The sequence below is a fragment of the Pseudarthrobacter sp. NPDC092202 genome (assembly GCF_044755505.1).
Taxonomy (GTDB): Bacteria; Actinomycetota; Actinomycetes; order Actinomycetales; family Micrococcaceae; genus Arthrobacter.
The window spans coordinates 73,459-89,913 of record NZ_JBIVRG010000006.1 but is presented as its reverse complement, the minus strand read 5'-3'; the positions used below and the strand labels follow the sequence as shown (position 1 = coordinate 89,913).

General features: G+C 66.0%; 24 protein-coding genes. 22 read left to right on the top strand and 2 right to left on the bottom strand.

Translation table 11 applies throughout. The annotated features are described in order from the left end of the window. The first annotated feature begins 5 nt into the window (after positions 1-5). The 18 genes from ACIQF4_RS11490 to ACIQF4_RS11405 all read left to right on the top strand — a co-directional run bounded on the left by ACIQF4_RS11490 (position 6) and on the right by ACIQF4_RS11405 (position 11,555). Positions 6-1,874 (top strand): DEAD/DEAH box helicase, encoded by a 1,869-nt coding sequence (locus ACIQF4_RS11490; RefSeq protein WP_071416425.1) that lies wholly within the window; start codon positions 6-8, stop codon positions 1,872-1,874. 547 nt (positions 1,875-2,421) lie between these two features. Continuing rightward, complete coding sequence (locus ACIQF4_RS11485; protein ID WP_400514737.1) at positions 2,422-3,039, top strand: hypothetical protein; 618 nt, start codon at positions 2,422-2,424, stop codon at positions 3,037-3,039. Between the two features lie 201 nt (positions 3,040-3,240). Continuing rightward, positions 3,241-3,423: a hypothetical protein gene (locus ACIQF4_RS11480; RefSeq protein WP_256248786.1), complete on the top strand. Its 183-nt coding sequence runs from the start codon at positions 3,241-3,243 to the stop codon at positions 3,421-3,423. Next, complete coding sequence (locus ACIQF4_RS11475; RefSeq protein ID WP_166185640.1) at positions 3,420-3,719, top strand: hypothetical protein; 300 nt, start codon at positions 3,420-3,422, stop codon at positions 3,717-3,719. The genes ACIQF4_RS11480 and ACIQF4_RS11475 overlap by 4 nt, the downstream gene beginning before the upstream one ends. A gap of 89 nt (positions 3,720-3,808) precedes the next feature. After that, positions 3,809-4,327, top strand: a complete 519-nt coding sequence (locus ACIQF4_RS11470) for a hypothetical protein (RefSeq protein WP_400514733.1) — start codon at positions 3,809-3,811, stop codon at positions 4,325-4,327. A 104-nt stretch (positions 4,328-4,431) separates the two neighbouring features. Beyond that, on the top strand, positions 4,432-4,749 hold the full coding sequence (locus ACIQF4_RS11465) for a hypothetical protein (protein WP_256248788.1): 318 nt from the start codon (positions 4,432-4,434) through the stop codon (positions 4,747-4,749). Continuing rightward, positions 4,746-4,946, top strand: coding sequence for a hypothetical protein (locus ACIQF4_RS11460; RefSeq protein WP_056387535.1), 201 nt, complete (start codon positions 4,746-4,748; stop codon positions 4,944-4,946). The genes ACIQF4_RS11465 and ACIQF4_RS11460 overlap by 4 nt, the downstream gene beginning before the upstream one ends. Then, a complete protein-coding gene (locus ACIQF4_RS11455) occupies positions 4,943-5,212 on the top strand; it encodes a hypothetical protein (protein ID WP_256248789.1) in 270 nt (89 codons plus the stop codon). The genes ACIQF4_RS11460 and ACIQF4_RS11455 overlap by 4 nt, the downstream gene beginning before the upstream one ends. Next, a complete protein-coding gene (locus tag ACIQF4_RS11450; RefSeq protein WP_400514730.1) occupies positions 5,209-5,889 on the top strand; it encodes a hypothetical protein in 681 nt (226 codons plus the stop codon). Before ACIQF4_RS11455 ends, ACIQF4_RS11450 begins: the two co-directional genes overlap by 4 nt. A gap of 58 nt (positions 5,890-5,947) precedes the next feature. Next, the gene (locus ACIQF4_RS11445) at positions 5,948-6,289 is read left to right on the top strand and encodes a glutaredoxin family protein (protein ID WP_056387525.1); all 342 of its coding nucleotides are present in this window, start codon (positions 5,948-5,950) and stop codon (positions 6,287-6,289) included. Continuing rightward, entirely contained in the window at positions 6,289-6,774 is a 486-nt protein-coding gene (locus ACIQF4_RS11440) for a hypothetical protein (protein WP_256248791.1), read from the top strand. Before ACIQF4_RS11445 ends, ACIQF4_RS11440 begins: the two co-directional genes overlap by 1 nt. Beyond that, complete coding sequence (locus ACIQF4_RS11435) at positions 6,771-7,115, top strand: hypothetical protein (protein WP_256248792.1); 345 nt, start codon at positions 6,771-6,773, stop codon at positions 7,113-7,115. Before ACIQF4_RS11440 ends, ACIQF4_RS11435 begins: the two co-directional genes overlap by 4 nt. 202 nt (positions 7,116-7,317) lie before the next feature. Further along, a complete protein-coding gene (locus tag ACIQF4_RS11430) occupies positions 7,318-7,728 on the top strand; it encodes a WhiB family transcriptional regulator (protein WP_400514725.1) in 411 nt (136 codons plus the stop codon). Positions 7,729-7,757: 29 nt separating this feature from the next. Next, positions 7,758-8,072 carry a hypothetical protein gene (locus tag ACIQF4_RS11425; protein WP_400514723.1) on the top strand — a complete coding sequence of 105 codons (315 nt, stop codon included), beginning with the start codon at positions 7,758-7,760 and terminating at the stop codon, positions 8,070-8,072. A gap of 483 nt (positions 8,073-8,555) precedes the next feature. Then, positions 8,556-9,884: a replication-associated recombination protein A gene (locus ACIQF4_RS11420; protein WP_400514720.1), complete on the top strand. Its 1,329-nt coding sequence runs from the start codon at positions 8,556-8,558 to the stop codon at positions 9,882-9,884. Between the two features lie 82 nt (positions 9,885-9,966). Next, the gene (locus ACIQF4_RS11415) at positions 9,967-10,329 is read left to right on the top strand and encodes a hypothetical protein (RefSeq protein WP_056387508.1); all 363 of its coding nucleotides are present in this window, start codon (positions 9,967-9,969) and stop codon (positions 10,327-10,329) included. A 28-nt stretch (positions 10,330-10,357) separates the two neighbouring features. Further along, the gene (locus ACIQF4_RS11410; protein WP_133830752.1) at positions 10,358-10,705 is read left to right on the top strand and encodes a hypothetical protein; all 348 of its coding nucleotides are present in this window, start codon (positions 10,358-10,360) and stop codon (positions 10,703-10,705) included. A 160-nt stretch (positions 10,706-10,865) separates the two neighbouring features. Then, entirely contained in the window at positions 10,866-11,555 is a 690-nt protein-coding gene (locus ACIQF4_RS11405; RefSeq protein ID WP_056387501.1) for a bifunctional 2-polyprenyl-6-hydroxyphenol methylase/3-demethylubiquinol 3-O-methyltransferase UbiG, read from the top strand. Here the strand turns inward: ACIQF4_RS11405 and ACIQF4_RS11400 are convergent. Next, positions 11,552-12,637 (bottom strand): hypothetical protein, encoded by a 1,086-nt coding sequence (locus ACIQF4_RS11400; RefSeq protein ID WP_400514717.1) that lies wholly within the window; start codon positions 12,635-12,637, stop codon positions 11,552-11,554. The genes ACIQF4_RS11405 and ACIQF4_RS11400 overlap by 4 nt on opposite strands. Before the next feature lie 2 nt (positions 12,638-12,639). Beyond that, positions 12,640-13,338, bottom strand: a complete 699-nt coding sequence (locus tag ACIQF4_RS11395; RefSeq protein WP_400514715.1) for an SDR family NAD(P)-dependent oxidoreductase — start codon at positions 13,336-13,338, stop codon at positions 12,640-12,642. Between the two features lie 116 nt (positions 13,339-13,454). Here ACIQF4_RS11395 and ACIQF4_RS11390 point away from each other — a divergent pair, with 116 nt between their 5' ends. The 4 genes from ACIQF4_RS11390 to ACIQF4_RS11375 all read left to right on the top strand — a co-directional run bounded on the left by ACIQF4_RS11390 (position 13,455) and on the right by ACIQF4_RS11375 (position 16,316). Continuing rightward, the gene (locus ACIQF4_RS11390) at positions 13,455-14,012 is read left to right on the top strand and encodes a hypothetical protein (RefSeq protein ID WP_400514713.1); all 558 of its coding nucleotides are present in this window, start codon (positions 13,455-13,457) and stop codon (positions 14,010-14,012) included. Further along, positions 14,012-15,133 (top strand): hypothetical protein, encoded by a 1,122-nt coding sequence (locus ACIQF4_RS11385; protein ID WP_400514711.1) that lies wholly within the window; start codon positions 14,012-14,014, stop codon positions 15,131-15,133. Before ACIQF4_RS11390 ends, ACIQF4_RS11385 begins: the two co-directional genes overlap by 1 nt. After that, positions 15,130-15,768: a hypothetical protein gene (locus tag ACIQF4_RS11380; protein WP_400514709.1), complete on the top strand. Its 639-nt coding sequence runs from the start codon at positions 15,130-15,132 to the stop codon at positions 15,766-15,768. The genes ACIQF4_RS11385 and ACIQF4_RS11380 overlap by 4 nt, the downstream gene beginning before the upstream one ends. Before the next feature lie 230 nt (positions 15,769-15,998). Then, positions 15,999-16,316 (top strand): transcriptional regulator, encoded by a 318-nt coding sequence (locus ACIQF4_RS11375; protein WP_056387481.1) that lies wholly within the window; start codon positions 15,999-16,001, stop codon positions 16,314-16,316. The last annotated feature ends 139 nt before the right edge of the window (positions 16,317-16,455 follow it).

Sequence of the window (16,455 nt, the reverse complement as noted above, 5' to 3'; positions counted from 1 at the left end):
ACACCATGACCACGACCATCGCACCACCGCAGCCGTCACCCGCGCCCATCGTGCTCAAGCCCTACCAGCAACAGATCCACGACTTCCTCGTCAGCCGCCCCTTCGCCGGAGCCTGGCTTGGTGTCGGAGCCGGGAAGACGCTTTCGACCCTCAGCGTCCTGCAGACAGTCCGGCCGATGGGCCACATCCTCGTCGTCGCACCGATCGCGATCGCTCGCTCGACCTGGCTAGACGAGATCGACAAATGGGGATTCCCGATCCGAACCAAGTCGCTCATCGTCAACGAGAACGACCGGAAGCTGCCCAAGGAGAAGCGACTGGAACGCTTCCGGGAAGTCTTCTCCGACCCGCCGACGATGTACTTCGTCAACCAGGAGTTGCTGACCCAGCCCTCCCAGGGTGCGCGTCTGCTCCAGCTGACCGGCGACCCCACCGGCGATGCCATCGCCGCCGGGATCTCACCGGAGGCCGTGCGGCTGCGCGGGCTCATCGAGACGATCGGACCAATGGCCCAGGAGCAGCTGATCGGACACTTCCTGCAGCTGGCTGCCGGGCAGTCCGGAAACAAAGCCCCCACCAAGACCGCGGTCAAGGAGGCGATCAGCGAGCTCGTCACCCGCGGCGCGCTGGAGCGTGAGAGCCACGACTGTCGCAGCTGCGGCGGCGACGGCTGCGCGCAGTGCCGCTACGGCCTGGTCGACCAGATGCCGATCCAGTCCATCAACGGACAGGACACCCTCATCTGGCCGTTTCAGACGGTGATCATCGACGAGTCGCAGGGCTTCAAGTCCCACAGCAGCGCCCGGTTCAAGGCCTTGAAGGCGGTCCGCCCGGCCATCACGCGGCTCATCGAGCTGACCGGCACGCCGAGCCCGAACGGGCTGCACGACCTGTGGAGCCAGATCTACCTGCTCGACCAAGGCGAGGCCCTGGGCCGGACCATCACGGAGTTCCGCAACCGGTGGTTCATCCCGAAGATGGTGCCTGGCACCACCACCCCGGCGAAGTGGATCCCGACCCCGAACGCCGAGGCCGAGATCCATGAGGCCATCAGGCACCTGGTGATGAGCGCGCAGAACACCAACCTCAACCTGCCGGGCCTGACGATCCAGGACGCCAACGTCACCCTCCCGCCGGACCTCATGCAGGCCTACAAGGAGTTCAGGCGCGACCTCGTGCTCGACGTCGTGAAGACCTACCAGGACGAGGACGGCAAGCTCACCCAGAGCGTTGAGTCGATCGTCGCCGAGAACCAGGCGGTCCTCACCAGCAAACTGATGCAGTTCGCCTCGGGGACGCTCTACACGGCCGACCCGGAGGACCCGGCGACCAAGGGCCAGTACGAGGTTATCCACGACAAGAAGCTCGAAATGGCCGAGTACCTGGTGCGCAACAGCGGGGGAGACCCCGTGCTGGTCGCGTACCACTTCCGCTCTGACCTGGAGCAGCTGATGGCGCGCTTCAAGAAGGCGGGCATCGACGCGCAGGTCTTTGACGGCTCGCGGGAGATGGTCCGCCGGTGGAACGCCAAGCAGATCCAGGTGATGCTGCTGCACCCCGCGGCGGCCGGCCATGGCCTGAACCTGCAGGACGGCGGCTCGACGATGATCTGGTACACGCTGCCGTTCTCGCTCGAGCACTACCTGCAGACCAACGGCCGTCTCTACCGCACGGGGCAGACCAAGCCCGTGGTGATCCACCGGATTATCACCAAGGGCACTCAGGACGAGCGGATGCCCGGAGTCCTGGCAGAGAAGCAGCAGGTCCAGGACGACCTCATCTCGGCTGTGTCCGGCGAGGAGGCGATCCTCGTCGCCCTCGAGGAGGAGATCCAGGACGACCTCAACGACCTGTGGGTCTCCGAACGGGTCTGAGCAACCCATTCCGACGCCGCGGAGCGCCAGCCACACGCCGGCGCTCCGCGGCGCACCACCCCGACCCCAGTGCCACCCGGCCCGAGGAGGACTGATCCATGAATGACCCGAAGCACCAGGCCTGGCCCGACGGAGCGCGCGTGCGCTTCACCGCCGAGGCCAGGGAAGCCATGCAGGTGCGGCCCGGAACGAAGCCGCTGCGCGCACCGGCCCTCGGGCCGAACACGGACTACACGATCGACAACACCGACGACGGCCTGCACGACGTCGTGCTGCGCGAGACCGGGGAACGCTACGGCGTGCTCTGGCTCCAGAGCGCAGAGCACGAACCCGTCGACCCCGACGTCGCGCTGCTCGAGGAGCTCTTCGACCGCGAGCTGCCGGCCAGCTTCGACCCCGCCCGGGGGACAAGGAGCGTCACTCGCCATCACGGAGCAGGGATGGCCACAGCCGGAGCCCGGCCCGCCACGACCGTAGTCCCGCGCGGCAACTGGATGCAGACCTACACGGGTCGCCGGTTCTACCCGCTGGACCCCGGCCCGAGGACGTGGACATCGCACACGCGCTGTCCATGCAGTGCCGCTACAACGGCCACGTCCGCCGGTTCATGTCCGTCGCCGAGCACTGCGTACTCCTCTCGCGACTCGTCGCCCCGGAGCATGCGCTCTGGGCGTTGCTGCACGACGCGACAGAGGCATACGTGGGCGACATGGTCCGCCCGCTGAAGCTTCACATGCCGGAGTACCGGGCCGTCGAGGACGGTGTCATGGTCGCCATCGCCCAGAAGTTCAGCATCGACCCCGCCATGCCCGCCGAGGTGAAGCACGCCGACTCGCGGATCCTGCTCGACGAGCGCGCGGCGTTGCTGGGCGAGCCGACGGGGGACTGGGAGGTTCCAGGTCAGCCCTTCGGGATCGAGATCCAGGCCTGGAGGCCGGATGCTGCCGAGCTCGAGTACCGCCTGCGCTTCGCCGAGCTGACTGGAGACCCGGCCGGTCTGCCCGTCGGGCTGTGCGGAGACCGGGAGGACCACCTGCCCCACACCCACCGCAGCGCCTCGCTTGGCGGGCTCTGGTGCTCCGCTGACCAGGACTCCCGCCTCCCCTGGGCCGCCGAACGTCGGCAGACCCAACCCGGAAACGCAGGAGAACAGCCCCATGGCTGAGACCAGGATGACCGGGACGGAACGCATCGCAGCTGGTTCATGACCGACCGGTGACCAGCACCCTGCGGGTGCTGGTCACCGGAGGGCACAGCGTCGGGGTCGGCAGGGCCGACCCGGGTGCCGGGGCAGTGATGTCGGGGGTCGGGTCCCGGCCCGGTCCCCCTCATTGCCACGACACCACAACGAGAAGGAGCGAGTCCCATGGCTGAGCAGCCCATCTACCGGCTCCCGCCTGCGGGCTGGTCGGACTTCGGCGCACACATAGACCAGCCGGAGGTCCAGGAGGTCCGCCTCGAGTTCTCGGCCGAGACCGGCGAGGACGGGATGCCGCTCTGGGAGCGGCCCATCGACATCCGTCACGACGACCAGGAGGTCTCGCCATGAAGGCGTACAGCACGCAGACCGAACGCACCTACGATTCCTGGGAGGACCTGGTGGCCGAGGAGGCCAACGGCTACGGCGTCGTGGTGATGATGCAGGCCGAGAGCCTGAAGTCCGCCAGCCCCCAGACCTACTCGCGCCTGATTGGGCCGTTCGACGACCAAAAGAAGGCCCGGAACAAGGCCGCGGCCGTTCGCCGCGCCTGGAAACGCGCCAAGGACCGCGACCCCCGTATCCAGCTGCTGGGCGTCTCGGTCGAGCCCATCTGGCCCGACCTGCGCTTCGGCACCAGGGACTGAGCCCTAATTCCACAACCAGCGCCACGGGCGCGCTGTCGGGGCCGACGCTCCGCAGACCATCAACGAAACGACCGACAAGGACATCCGCCATGACCATGACGACCACCGCCCGCCCCGCACCTCCACGCCTGCAGGACCCGCTCGACGCCGTGATGCGCAGCTGCCTGCGCGATGACGCAGTCTGGGCCGAGGTCACCACCACGCCGGCCGGCCTCAACCAGACCGAGCACTGGCTGAAGACAACCGCCTCAAGCATCGACCAGCAGCTCTCATTCCGCCAGGACGACGCCGAGATCTGGCGGCTGTCCCCGCTGGATCACAGCACACAGCTGATCGAGTTCCTCGAGTGGCGCAAGGGCGCGCTCTACCTCAAGAGCCTCTGCGAGAAGCGCCTCATCGACATCAAGCGCCTGCGGACCGCCGACGAGGAGCGCGCCGAGGAGATGAAGGTCCTGCTGGTCCGCCTGGCGCAAGCCGTCGTCGCCCACGAGGGCGAGCTGATCGGAGACGAGGACCTGTACGGAGCCCTCGACCGGATCTCGCTTCCCGGCGCGGACGCGCCGACCCTGCGGGAGTACCTCCAGTTCCGCGACGACTCGAAGGACTGACCCAGACCACACGACCGCAGCCTCGCCGCGGCCGGGTCCCTGTGGGACGGCGGCGCGACGGGGCTCCTCGATCCCGGGCCAAGCGGCCCGGCGGAAAGAACCGCATGACGCCCCAGACCACCATGACCACCGCAGAAGAGCTCGTCCCTGAGATCGAGCAGACCCTGCTCGATTCGCGGGCGGACCGTGCCCTGCACGAACGCCGTGGGGTGCACGAGCACTCCGAGCAGACGGAGCTGAGCGACCACGAGCGCACCGTGATGCTCGACGTCACCCTGGCGCTGCTCATCAGGCATCGGCTGCCCATCGACGCCGACCGCGCCGCGAAGGCGGTGGCCGACGCGCAGACCGCCGATGCCCGCACGTGGGCGGCTGGCTGCGCCCGTCACATCGCCCGCATGGCGAAGGAGAAGAACCCATGAGCCGAAAGCGCAGGCAGCACTACTCCACCGAGGGCTTCCGGCCATCGGCGAATCCCGAACAGGCGCACTGGATGCGGGAACTCCGCAAGTCCAGTGCGACGCAGCGGCACACCCCCAAGCCCCGCAAGGGCACCCGCCGCGAGCGGGAGCGACAGGCGATCCGCGACCAGCAGCGACACCGAGGAGACCACCCATGACCGACAACAACCGAGGGCCCGCAACCGGAATCGCGCTCGACGCAGAGTCACTGCGCACCGAGCTGCGGGAGGCCCCGGAGGCCCACGGCCTCGATCCGGAGCAGGCGGCGGAGATCGCAGCGCTCCCAGACGGACAGATCAACAGCTGGATACACGAGCTCGCCGCGCGCGACGACGCCTTCTGGGCGCTTTACGACGGGCTCCGCCGGCGCACCATCGCCCATCTCGCCGAGATGCACAGCACAGCCAAGGACGTGGAGCCGTGAACGCGCCCCTGCCCGACTGGTGGGTCGACGCGACGCCGGACGGCAAGCGCGCCAAGCACCCCGGCAAGCACGAGGTCTACGTCTACGGCCAGCAGCGCGCAGACGGCATGGCGTGCATCGGGTGCAGCTGGCAGCACAGCACGGTCATGTCGACACCAGCAGCCATCGCCCGGCACGACGCCGACCAGCACCTCGAGCACGACCACGGGCTCTGGGTGCCCATCCATCGCGGCCCCCTCGCGGGCACCTGCCCGTGCGGGAAGCCCGGGCTGTACGCCGACTCGGTGCTGCGGACCAAGGTCCGCGCAGTCCTCCACCAGGCGCAGCCGTGGAGCCCGACACCGGACCAGCTGGCGGACCTGCTCGTCGGCGCGCTCGTGCCCGACCACGGCATCCTCGTAGCCTTTACAGCCGAGCAGCAGACCGAGTCCGACTGGGAGCTGGGCTACAGCGCCTCGTACACCGACCTCGCTGCCCCCGAAGTGCTCGGCCACCGCCTGAGCGAGCGGGAGCTCGCCGAGCTGTACTTCCAGATCGAGGCCATGGGTGGACTCGGCGAGTCCGAGGCCTACCGCGACCTGGACAAGGCCGTCGAGCGCCTCGGCGAGGAACCCGCCCGGCAGCTGCGCGAGCGTGTGGCCCAGCCCGGACTGTTCGACCTGGAGCCCGACGTCTGAGAGCCAGGGCCTCCACACCACAACGACCCCAGCAGGGGAGAGAAGGAAACCAAGTCCCATGACCCCCACCACGATCGGCGACCTGCCCCGGACCGCCCACACCGCGCCGAAAATCACCATCTACGGGCCGGCGGAGTGCCCCAACTGCGACAAGGCCAAGAGCCTGTTCGATCGGCAGCAGCCCGCGATGCAGTACACCAAAATCGACATCGAGCAGGGCGATGAAAACCACCGCCACATCACCGAAGACCTCGGATACGCCCAGGCACCCGTGATCGTCGTCAAGCTGGCCTCCGGCCGCACCGTCCACTGGGGCGGGCACCGCCAGGACATGCTCACCGCCCTCGTCCGGCTGTGCACCAAGGGCATCGTCCCGGAGGACCGGAAGGCGGCGTCCTGATGGCAGCGGCACGGCAGCGCCTCGGCCTCAGCATCACCGCCCGGCAGGCCGACATCCTGCTCGACACGCTCGTCGACAAATCCGTCGAGACGGACCACTACCTGCTGTCCTATCCCAAGGACGAGCCCGACAAGACCGACACCTGCTGCGACGCGCACCTGGCCCGGTTCGAGCAGCGCGCACTCCAGCGCAAGGCGCTGCTCGAACGGAAAGCAGAGGTACAGCACCTCATCGCGCTCATCGAGGCGATCCGGCCGGCGTTCGAGGCCTCCGGGTCCTCCCCGGTAAGCACCACGGCCGTGGACCTGTCCGGCGTGACGCTCGTCTACCGGGACACGGCAGGCAAGACGCACGAGCAGCCGCTGGCCGACATCGGATCCGCCGGGACCCTCATCGACCCCGACAGCGGAGACGACCTCGAGCTCATCGCCGCGCTGGTCGCAGCAGACCCCACCCGAACCAAAACCCAGGGAGCAACCCCATGAGCCTGCACATCGACAGCCTTGCCGACCTCGTCCGCGGAGCTGTGTCCGGCGGCGACACCACCCGGGAAGACTTCGAGCGTGCGCTCGACCAGGTCTTCCCCCAGGATCAGCTCGACCCGTTTGAGGGCACCGGCAGCGAGGAGTACCTCGTCGGATGGACGATCGACCAGGATGCTGCATCGCCCGCTGAGGCCGCCAGCAAGGTCTGGCGGGAGGTCTTCCATCGCGGACCATGGCAGCCCAGTGCTGACGAAGGCTGCGTCTTCACGGTCTCTCGTGGGGGCCAGCGTGTCGAGATTGACCTCAGCGACGAACACTTCGCGCACCTTTTCAGTGACTAAAAGGAACAGCGGGAGCAGCGCGCGGCGCAGCCGCCCCGGAGTACAGGACGGAAGCCTCGCGCACAGAGCCCCGGAGGAATGGGATCCTCCGGGGCTCTGTGCCCGCACACCCCAAGAACGAAGTACCGACACACGCACGACAACTTCGAGGAGGAGCCACGGTGCACGCACAGCAGAACACACGCCTCCCGGCCGCACCGTCATGAGCGGCGAGGACCCCGACGAGAAATGGCGCAGGGATGCCCTGTGCGCAGAAACAGACCCCGACGCGTTCTTCCCGGAGAAGGGCGGCAACACCACCGACGCCAAGAAGGTCTGTGCCCAGTGCGGGGCGCGCGCACAGTGCCTGGATTACGCGTTGAGCGCCGACGAGCGCTTCGGCATCTGGGGCGGACTCAGCACCGCCGAACGCGACCGCCTTATCAAGACTTCACCGGTGGCACACCGTAGCGCCGCCCAGGCGCAAAAGCAGGAACGCGACACCCTCATCGTCGCGATGGCCGGCAGGGGGATCGACCCCCGGACCATCGCCGACATGGCCGAGGTCACCGACCGCACCGTCTACCGGGTGCTCGCCCGGCACAAGGAGCGGGAGGACGCCGTCTCCGCCTGAGCGCAGCACCGTCAATTGAAAGGACCGCCATGCCACTGTTCCCGCGCCGCTTCAGGCAGCAGAACCTGCTGCCCGGGGACGCCTATCCCCCTGAACGGACTACAGGCGCGCCCATGCCGGCCAGGAAACGCGCCGCCATTGACCGCAAGCTCCGCCGGATGGTGAAACAGCATCGGCTCCCGGCCGAGCCGGGAGAGTACTTCGACGCAACGGGCGACCGCTGGACGCTCGACGCCCAAGGCGGCTGGACCGACGCCGGCGGCGTACACCGCGACGCCCGGTACGTGCCGATCATCGCCTTGTTCGTCCACAACTCCGGCCCGTTCACGCTCATCGAGAGCTGATGGCCACCCCCGCCGCAAAAGGAGCAACCATGCACCCCCGCATCGAAGACAGCCACCTCGACCCCGGACTCCTGCCGACCGTCAATCCACAGCAGCGCACCGACACCCAGCTCGTCGAGCCGGTGCTCCGGGCCATCCACGCCGCCGTCGCGGACTGCAGCGTGACCGCCGCCCAGATCTTCGCCGGCCGGATCCACACGCGCAAGAACGAGGAGTGCACGACAGCGTTCGGCCGGCCGACCAGCGTCGGTCACGCATCTGACGCTGACGACTTCTACTTGCAGATCGGCGTCCGGGTGCCCTCGTACGCAGCCGCCCCGGTGCTCGAAGCGATCCACGCCGTCGAGGACGTCGGACGCGCAGGCGCTGCGCGAGGCGCGTGCCCGGCTCGCCGAGGCCAGGGCGCGCACCGCCGCGGCACAGAGCGAAGAAGCCCGGGTCGAGGCCGAGATCGCCCGCCTCGAACCAAACAAGGAGTAGACCATGAGTGCCATCCAACCCCTGGCCGCCCGCATGCGGCCCACCTCCCTCGACCAGATCGTGGGCCAGGAGCACCTGGTCTTTCCCGGCTCGCCGCTCGAGCTGCTCGCCCAGGGCGAGGGTGCGACCTCGGTCCTGCTCTGGGGTCCGCCCGGCGTCGGCAAGACCACCATCGCCTCGGTGATCGCCCGCCAAACCAGCCGCCGCTTCGTCGAGCTCTCTGCGACCAGCGCCGGCGTAGCCGATGTCCGCAAAACGCTCGCCGGAGCCCAGAAGGCCCTCGACGACGACCTCCAGACGCTCGTGTTCATTGACGAGATCCACCGCTTCTCCAAGGCGCAGCAGGACGTCCTCCTGCCCGCCGTGGAGGCCGGGGTCATCTCGCTCATCGGCGCGACCACCGAGAACCCGAGCTTCTCGGTCAACTCGGCACTGGTCTCGCGCTCAATCCTGCTGGTCCTACGCCCTGTGGAGGACGGCGAGGTCGTGAACCTGCTCTCGCGTGCCCTAGAGGAGGACCCGGTCCTCTCAGCCACCGGGATCGGGTTCGCCGACCCCGCGCTGCAGATCATTGCAGGGCTGTCCAGCGGCGACGTCCGCCAGGCGCTGAACCGGCTGGAGACCGCTGTCGCAACTGCGCAGGCCGCAGGCAAGAGCGTCGTCGACCGCGAGGTGCTGGAGCAGGTCACCGGCGCTGCGCTGCAGCGTTACGACCGCGATGGCGACCAGCACTACGACGTCGTCAGCGCATTCATCAAGAGCATGAGAGGCAGCGACCCGGATGCGGCCCTGCACTGGCTGGCCCGGATGATCGAGGCGGGGGAGGACCCGAGGTTCATCGCACGGCGCTTGGTGGTGCACGCCTCCGAGGACGTCGGCATGGCCGACCCCTCGGTGCTGGGCATCGCAGTGGCCGCCGCCCAGGCAGTCCAGCTGATCGGTATGCCCGAGGCGCGGCTCAACCTCGCTCAGGCAACTGTCGCAATCGCCACGGCCCCCAAGTCGCCGGCCGTCATCCGCGGCATCGACCAAGCGCTGGAAGACGTCCGGCGCGGCCGGACCGGGAGCGTGCCGGTGCACCTGCGCGACGCGCACTACCCGGGCGCGAAGGGCCTCGGGCACGGAGAAGGCTACTTCTACCCTCACGACTTCGAACACGGAGTTGTCTTGCAGCAATACCTACCCGATGCCGTCCGCGGCACACAGTATTACCGTCCTACCGGCTATGGCTTCGAACAAACCATCGCCAGACGGTTGGCTGCGATCGATCAGATGACCGTGGAGGACAGGAACCCCCCTCGACTAGATCGCGGACCAGAGGTAGAACCGTGACCGCATCATCCTGGATCGTCGCTGCATGGAAAATCACCAGCAAAGTCGTCGGCTTCCACAAGACCTACGAGAGGGGATGAGCATGATCAACGACAACACTGAACGCGCGAGGCAGACCCCGGAGTCCGACAAGCCCAGGACTGTGGACGACCGACTCTCAGCAGATCTTGGTATCGACGTCGCCGCCGTCGAAGCGCAGGCACGGTTGCATCTCGACCTGCTGCGCATGCAGCGCCGCGAGCCCGGCGAACTAGGCTACGTGCTCATCGACCGGGAGTTCCATCCCCGCACAGCTGTCGTCTTCGCATCTCCCACAGAAGCCCGCAGCGCGCTGGAAGGCCACCCTTTGATCGATGCCCTCTGTGAGGAGGACAGCGTCGATGCACGGGTCCCGGATCCGGCCGTTCTCTCCGACCTCGCCTCCCGCGAAGTCATTTTGCCCTGATCGCACGGAATCGCGAAGGAATGGAAACATGACCAACACCGGTATCTTCACCCAATCAGCAGCTTCAGTCCTGCAGGACGTCGAAGAGTTCTACTTCGGTGGCGCGCTTCCCTGGTACCACGGGAGCAAGCTGACAGAAGACGGCTTGCACGTGAGCATCACACTTGACGATCCAGAGTCTGATGACGAGTCCAAGACCAAGGACTACGAGCTGTCGGCCGCCCAAATCAAGGAAGCCTTTCGAAAGGCCAAGCAGAAGGGGTACCACCTCTGCTGCTCTGCCGCCATCGAGTCCGAACAGCTCGGATTCGGCTGCGTCCAAGACCTTGACATCATCCTTCAGACCGCTTGCTACGGCGAGCTGGTCTTCGGCTGACGCCGCACCGGCTCGACTTCACCAGTGGAACTACTTCCACTAGGATGCAATCTCAGAGCTACCCAGTGGACACGGACCCCAGCACAGCCGTCCTTGCTCCTTCGTGAAACCACCCTGCTCACCCTCACTTCGCCGACCTCGACCGATAGGCTCCGATCACATGAACGACCAGGAAGTGCGCCGCGGCGCAGGTATCTACAGCAAGCCGGTGCTGGGCTTCTACGACCTGCTCGTCGTGAAGTTCTCCAATTCGCTGGCCTGGCGATGCCCCAGCCAGCTCATGCTAGACCAGTACAACCGTTGCATCGGCACCCGCCATCTCGATGTCGGTCCCGGCACTGGTTGGTACCTCGCCAATGCCGACCTCCCCGAATCTGCTGAGATCACACTCATGGACCTCAACGAAAACAGCGTGGAGCACGCAGCGTCCAGACTCGCCCACACCCACGTAAGCACCAGAGGTGTGACCGCGAACGTCCTCGAACCGATCCCCGAGGCTCTCGGCCAATTCGATTCCATCGCGGCGAACTACGTCTTCCACTGCGTTCCCGGCTCCTGGGCGGACAAGGGCGTAGCTTTCAAACACCTAGGGGAGCGGCTCGCTGCTGACGGTGTGCTGTTCGGCAGTACCATCCTGGGCAGTGGCGTGAGCCACAACCTCATCGGCCGCGGCTTCATGGCCCTGTACAACCGCCTGGGCATCTTTCACAACCGCGAAGACGACGCCGCAGGACTTGAGGCTGCACTGCGGCGAAGCTTCGACCAAGTGAAGGTCGACGTCATCGGTACCGTGGCGGTGTTCAGTGCACGAAACCCGTTGCGAAACGGCGGGGCAGGTGGACTCGACTAAAAGTCGAGCCTGATGACTGCATCCCGCCCTTCAGCCCCAGACCTGACTCCGGTGGCGGTGATGCGCACATTCTGCACGGAACCGTCGACCCGGCGAAGCGCCAGACCCATCGATTGAGAACGAGCGGTATCCCTCGCCGCAGCCGCGATGAACCTGTGCAACTCACCTGAAGCGTCAATGGCAAATTCACCAAGGCCGCCGACATACCCGAAGTCTTCCCGACGCCACGATGGCGACGTCATAAGAACATCCAGCGTTGCAGAGTCGACGACGGCCATCGGTTCCTTGGCCAGGGCCATGACTCCGCGAAGCACGTCGTCCACGCGCCCCGCATTGGCGTCTTGCTCGAAGGCCATATCGTGAAAAGTCTCCGGGGCCTCGTAACTGAAGCCCTGCAGATAGATCTTGTCGTGATCGGGCTCGATCGGCGGAATCACGCCGACCAGGCGCATGTGCCGACGGTCCTGTGAAGCCGTGCCGTAACCTGTGACGATGTTGTAGGTCAGGCATCGGACCTTGCCCGTTACGCCCATCAGCCCGTCCTGGATGCCGTCGCGGATGAGGCTGTTCACGCGCATCCGGTCGGACTGGTCGATGAGCTCGCTCGCCCATTCCCCGGCTTCCCAATAGCCACTGCGCTGCTGGGCGACGCTTGTGTCGACGTCATAGATACGAAACAGGTTCCGGTCCCAGTACGTGCGCCGGCGCAGTGTTGGTTGACCGTCGGCGTCACGCTCGATCTCCCATTCCCAGCCACCGACCAGCGGTGGTTCCGGAAGCGGATCAGCCGCTTTGGCCACGCCGGCGAGGACACCGATCGCCGTGGAGGTACGTGGAGAGAAGACGGGCCGTACCTCAACTGCCCACTGCTCGTCCGCATGGGGGACTGTCTCGGTAATTACATTGCCACTGCGCATCACTTGGGCGATGCGGTTCTCATCAAGTAGAAGACGCCTGGGAATTGCACGCGTGGGCTTCCGAGCGGAGACCGGACCACAGGGCTTATCGTCCACCAGAACCAGCTGCTTGCCGTCGCTTCCGCAGAAAAGGCCCCAGGAACCTACATCCAGCTGGACCTGCATGATCAAATACCGCCTGAGACCTGCACAGTGGCCCCCGACATGTAGGTATTCTCCGCGGTGTGAACGATCGCCGAAGCGACTTCATCTGCCGTCCCGAACCGACCCAGCGGGATTCCTTCCAGCATTGCCATCCGTGCCTCCTCAGCAACATCAGCCATCATGTCCGTATCAGTTGCGCCTGGAGCAACAACGTTCACCCGGATGTTCCGGGCTGCGTACTCCCTGGCCATCGATCGTGCAAACGCTTCCAATGCCCCCTTGGATGCAGTGTAATTGCACTGGCCGACAACGCCGTACTTCACGGACATGGATGAAACCAGCACGATCGATCCGCCGCGCTGCCGCAGCATCGGCCCCAGGGCCGCCTTGCAGGCCAGCATCGGCCCGATCGCATTGACCTGCATGACCTCGCTCAGGTCCTCCTCGCTCATCCGCATGAGCAGCTTGTCGCGGGTGATCCCTGCTGCGACGACGAGCACATCCAGACCACCCAGGTCGGCGGCAGCAGCCTTGACGCCAGCTGCGATCGAATTACCGTCACGCACATCCATCTCGAGGGGGAGCACCCCCTCGGGCACGGTCCCCCCGGTACGATGCGTACCCGCCGTCCGGTAGCCGGCGGAGAGCAGGGCTCGAGCCGTGGCCGCCCCGATCCCACGGGTTGCACCGATCACCAGGGCAGTTCTCCCCATGTCGCTCATTTTTTTCTTACCCTCCCAGGTTGTAAAGTTGTGACACGGAACTTTACTGGACTTGTACCCCTTCGTTGACAAACGACAGGCGGTGTCCGCTCTTCTCGCTATTTAGAGGAACGCTGATGCCTGCCTTCATTCCATCCGCTGCGACCGCCAATACGCCTCGGAACGGCCAGCCCCGTCACCCCCTGTTCGCCCGACTGATGCGCAAAGGCGCTGCCAAGGTCGGTCCCACCAGCTGCACCCCGAAGCCCGCTCAGCTCGACCTCTTCGACTGGCCGAACGAGTTGAGCCTCGAAGCACTCGGGAAAGCCATCGCCTCAGCTTGCGGCCTCGAGATCGTGATACGGCCCATCCCGGATGAGATGCGCCATCATGAGGTCAGCGGCCTCACCACTGTGATCGGACGAGTGGCCCACGTCTTCTACGACCCTGAGCTCCCGCCCCTCAACATTGAGCAGACAATCCTCCACGAGTTCGCCCATATCCTGCACGGCGACGTCCGGGCCGACACCGACTGCACCCATCTGCGCAGCATGTTCGACGATCCGGTGGAGAAGCGCGCCGAGACCACCGGCATGCGGCTGATGGATGCTCTGCACCGGAAGCGGCGGGCATCGGAAGAACGCAGCGAGGTCCTCGCCTTCCTGTCCGGATCAAACGAGGACGATGAGATCTGATGACTGAGATCATCATTGTCGGTATCACCATGGGCCTGATCATCATCGTCTCTGCCCTGTATCAAGGACGCCGACGCCGGGTTAACCTTCTCAGGGTCACCTGTGCCGCCCTCTTCGTGGCCACGGTCTGCCGTGGCGTGGAGCCGCCCTTAGACGGACCTGCCGTCGACCTCCTCAAGCGCCTTGCCATCCTGACCGCCCAGGTATCCGTGGCGCTGCTCATCCTCACGTTCCGCGCGACTCCGCTTTCACGACGTGCAACCCGGTTCATCTACCTCTTCGCCGGGATCATCGCCCTGGGCGAGGCCGTGCTGGTGTGGTTCATCCCCGTCCATGCCGACGGCACCATCTACGACCGGGTCGACATCGACGCCGCCCTTGCCCGCGGCCAGGCCTGGGCGCTGATCTCCTACAACTTCCTGTACCTCTCTGCATTCGCCGCGGCAACTGCCGTAGTTGCCGTCGGCTGTTGGCGGACCATGACGCAGAAGAACCAACCCTTCTCCGCCCGCCTTCCGGTTGCATTCGTCTTTACGGGGGCCATCGGATCTGCCCTGTTCATCGGCTCATCACTCCTGGACCTCTTTGGCAGTCCGGTCGTCGGCGGAACTGAACTGAGGACACAACTCCTCGTCACCGTTGTCAGCTTCTTCTTCCTGGGACTCGCAACAGGGGTCATCCGCCGCATCAGCACAGAAACGCAGGTGAGGCTCGCGCTCCGCCTCGCGCACGAGGTCGTCGTACCTCTGTGGCGAACGACCACCACTCTTCATCCCGACGTAAAGCTTCCTCCCGAAGACAGGCAGGGGTTCGATCAGCTGATGACGCTCTCAAGGCTCACCATCGAAACCCACGACGCGCTCAGACTCATCCGCGAGGACCACGACCCCGCACTGGAACCCCTGCACAGGCAGCACCCCGAGGATCCGCACCTGTCGGCGGGGCTGGTGCGCCATCTCAGCGGCGAGAACGCCGTTCCCAGCCTCGGGTGGTTCACACTCGCCCTGAGCCGGCTCCGCACGCTCAAGCTGAAAGACGACGAAACCCTGGCCGCCTCTGTGCAGAGCCTCTACGAGATCCGAGTGGCGATGAGTGCCATGAATGGGACGGACGGGCGATGACCGGGAACGGAACGAAAATCCGCATCCCCGCGGCCGGCGATCCTGCGACCCGGGCCGCCCGGATCCTCAGTGACGTGTTCGCGCCCGCTGTGTCCGTATTCCTCATCTGCGTCCTCTGCGGCGTCACAGGCCACCCGCATACATGGGTTGGTCTCCGATGGGGCATCCTGATCGGCTCTTTCTGCGCAGTGATCCCGACAGCAACCATCCATGTCGCGGTGCGGCGCGAGCAGCTCACCGACCGACACGTCACCCGGCGCGATCAACGCTGGTGGGTCTTCCTGGTCTGCGTGGCGTCTGTGCTTGGAGGCATGGCAACGGCGGTGCTGCTGGACGCACCGCCCACGCTGCTGTGGATCCTGCCGACGATGGTTGCCGGGCTCGTCCTTGCCGGGGGAGTGACCCTCCTGGGACCGAAAGTCTCCATGCACGCGTTCTGCTTCACCTCCCTCGTCGTCCTCGCGGCGATGCTGCTCTCGCCCTGGTGGCTGCTCGCCCTCCCAACCCTGCTGCCCGTGGTCGCCTTCGCCCGGCTGAAGCTAAAGCACCACACACGCCTCGAGCTCACACTCGGATCCGGCCTGGCGGCCGCCGTGATGCTCGGAGCCAGTGCGTACATGCCCACGGCCGGCTAGGACTGCCCGCTGCTCCGGCGCAACCGGAAATGTGCCGATGCCACCGCATTGGAAGATCTTCCACTAGTATGAAGGTGTCGTCGCGTGCACCGTTCGTCTCGATGACTTCATGTCTGAAATCACGAGGAGGATCCAGCTCCGTGACCATCGCCCAGCGACTAGAACGCTTGTTCGCGGAGACGGCGGGACCACACGGTCGCCCCGTCACCCTGCAGGAAATCGTCCAGAGAATGGAGCAGCGCGGCATCTCCTCGATGTCGCTCAGCTACCTGCAGCAACTGCGCAAGGGGGAGGCCCACAATCCCCGCCTGCAGCACCTCCGAGCCCTGGCCGACGCCTTCGACGTCCCCCTGTCCTACTTCCTGGAGGAGAACGAGCCAGACAGCGCCACCGAGCAGGAGCTGACCCCGCAGGAGCGCACCATCGCCCTGCGTGTGCACGGGCTCAGCGACGGCGCACTGGCCAGCATCCGGGCCATTGTGGAACTGGCGCGCAAGAGCGAGCAGCTCGACGACCCTCCCAAGAGCCCTGATTCCGCTCAAGACTGATCCCGCCGCGGGGTCCCACCACCCTGCGGACGTCTTCCTCGTGCCGGCGTTTGGTATTTGAGTGGAATCTTTTCCACTCCTGTGGAAGGATGGGAACCACAGCCCGGCGATTCCGTACATCGTGATGTCCCGCCGGACT

Bases quoted from the DNA above. Each gene is read 5' to 3' on its own strand.
- ACIQF4_RS11415 (WP_056387508.1), top strand. From the start codon at position 9,967: ATGATCAACGACAACACTGAACGCGCGAGGCAGACCCCGGAGTCCGAC.
- ACIQF4_RS11465 (WP_256248788.1), top strand. From the start codon at position 4,432: ATGACGCCCCAGACCACCATGACCACCGCAGAAGAGCTCGTCCCTGAG.
- ACIQF4_RS11390 (WP_400514713.1), top strand. From the start codon at position 13,455: ATGCCTGCCTTCATTCCATCCGCTGCGACCGCCAATACGCCTCGGAAC.
- ACIQF4_RS11375 (WP_056387481.1), top strand. From the start codon at position 15,999: ATGGAGCAGCGCGGCATCTCCTCGATGTCGCTCAGCTACCTGCAGCAA.
- ACIQF4_RS11410 (WP_133830752.1), top strand. From the start codon at position 10,358: ATGACCAACACCGGTATCTTCACCCAATCAGCAGCTTCAGTCCTGCAG.
- ACIQF4_RS11440 (WP_256248791.1), top strand. From the start codon at position 6,289: ATGGCAGCGGCACGGCAGCGCCTCGGCCTCAGCATCACCGCCCGGCAG.
- ACIQF4_RS11445 (WP_056387525.1), top strand. From the start codon at position 5,948: ATGACCCCCACCACGATCGGCGACCTGCCCCGGACCGCCCACACCGCG.
- ACIQF4_RS11385 (WP_400514711.1), top strand. From the start codon at position 14,012: ATGACTGAGATCATCATTGTCGGTATCACCATGGGCCTGATCATCATC.
- ACIQF4_RS11430 (WP_400514725.1), top strand. From the start codon at position 7,318: ATGAGCGGCGAGGACCCCGACGAGAAATGGCGCAGGGATGCCCTGTGC.
- ACIQF4_RS11475 (WP_166185640.1), top strand. From the start codon at position 3,420: ATGAAGGCGTACAGCACGCAGACCGAACGCACCTACGATTCCTGGGAG.
- ACIQF4_RS11435 (WP_256248792.1), top strand. From the start codon at position 6,771: ATGAGCCTGCACATCGACAGCCTTGCCGACCTCGTCCGCGGAGCTGTG.
- ACIQF4_RS11460 (WP_056387535.1), top strand. From the start codon at position 4,746: ATGAGCCGAAAGCGCAGGCAGCACTACTCCACCGAGGGCTTCCGGCCA.
- ACIQF4_RS11490 (WP_071416425.1), top strand. From the start codon at position 6: ATGACCACGACCATCGCACCACCGCAGCCGTCACCCGCGCCCATCGTG.
- ACIQF4_RS11455 (WP_256248789.1), top strand. From the start codon at position 4,943: ATGACCGACAACAACCGAGGGCCCGCAACCGGAATCGCGCTCGACGCA.
- ACIQF4_RS11405 (WP_056387501.1), top strand. From the start codon at position 10,866: ATGAACGACCAGGAAGTGCGCCGCGGCGCAGGTATCTACAGCAAGCCG.
- ACIQF4_RS11470 (WP_400514733.1), top strand. From the start codon at position 3,809: ATGACCATGACGACCACCGCCCGCCCCGCACCTCCACGCCTGCAGGAC.
- ACIQF4_RS11380 (WP_400514709.1), top strand. From the start codon at position 15,130: ATGACCGGGAACGGAACGAAAATCCGCATCCCCGCGGCCGGCGATCCT.
- ACIQF4_RS11400 (WP_400514717.1), bottom strand. From the start codon at position 12,637: ATGCAGGTCCAGCTGGATGTAGGTTCCTGGGGCCTTTTCTGCGGAAGC.
- ACIQF4_RS11480 (WP_256248786.1), top strand. From the start codon at position 3,241: ATGGCTGAGCAGCCCATCTACCGGCTCCCGCCTGCGGGCTGGTCGGAC.
- ACIQF4_RS11425 (WP_400514723.1), top strand. From the start codon at position 7,758: ATGCCACTGTTCCCGCGCCGCTTCAGGCAGCAGAACCTGCTGCCCGGG.
- ACIQF4_RS11420 (WP_400514720.1), top strand. From the start codon at position 8,556: ATGAGTGCCATCCAACCCCTGGCCGCCCGCATGCGGCCCACCTCCCTC.
- ACIQF4_RS11395 (WP_400514715.1), bottom strand. From the start codon at position 13,338: ATGAGCGACATGGGGAGAACTGCCCTGGTGATCGGTGCAACCCGTGGG.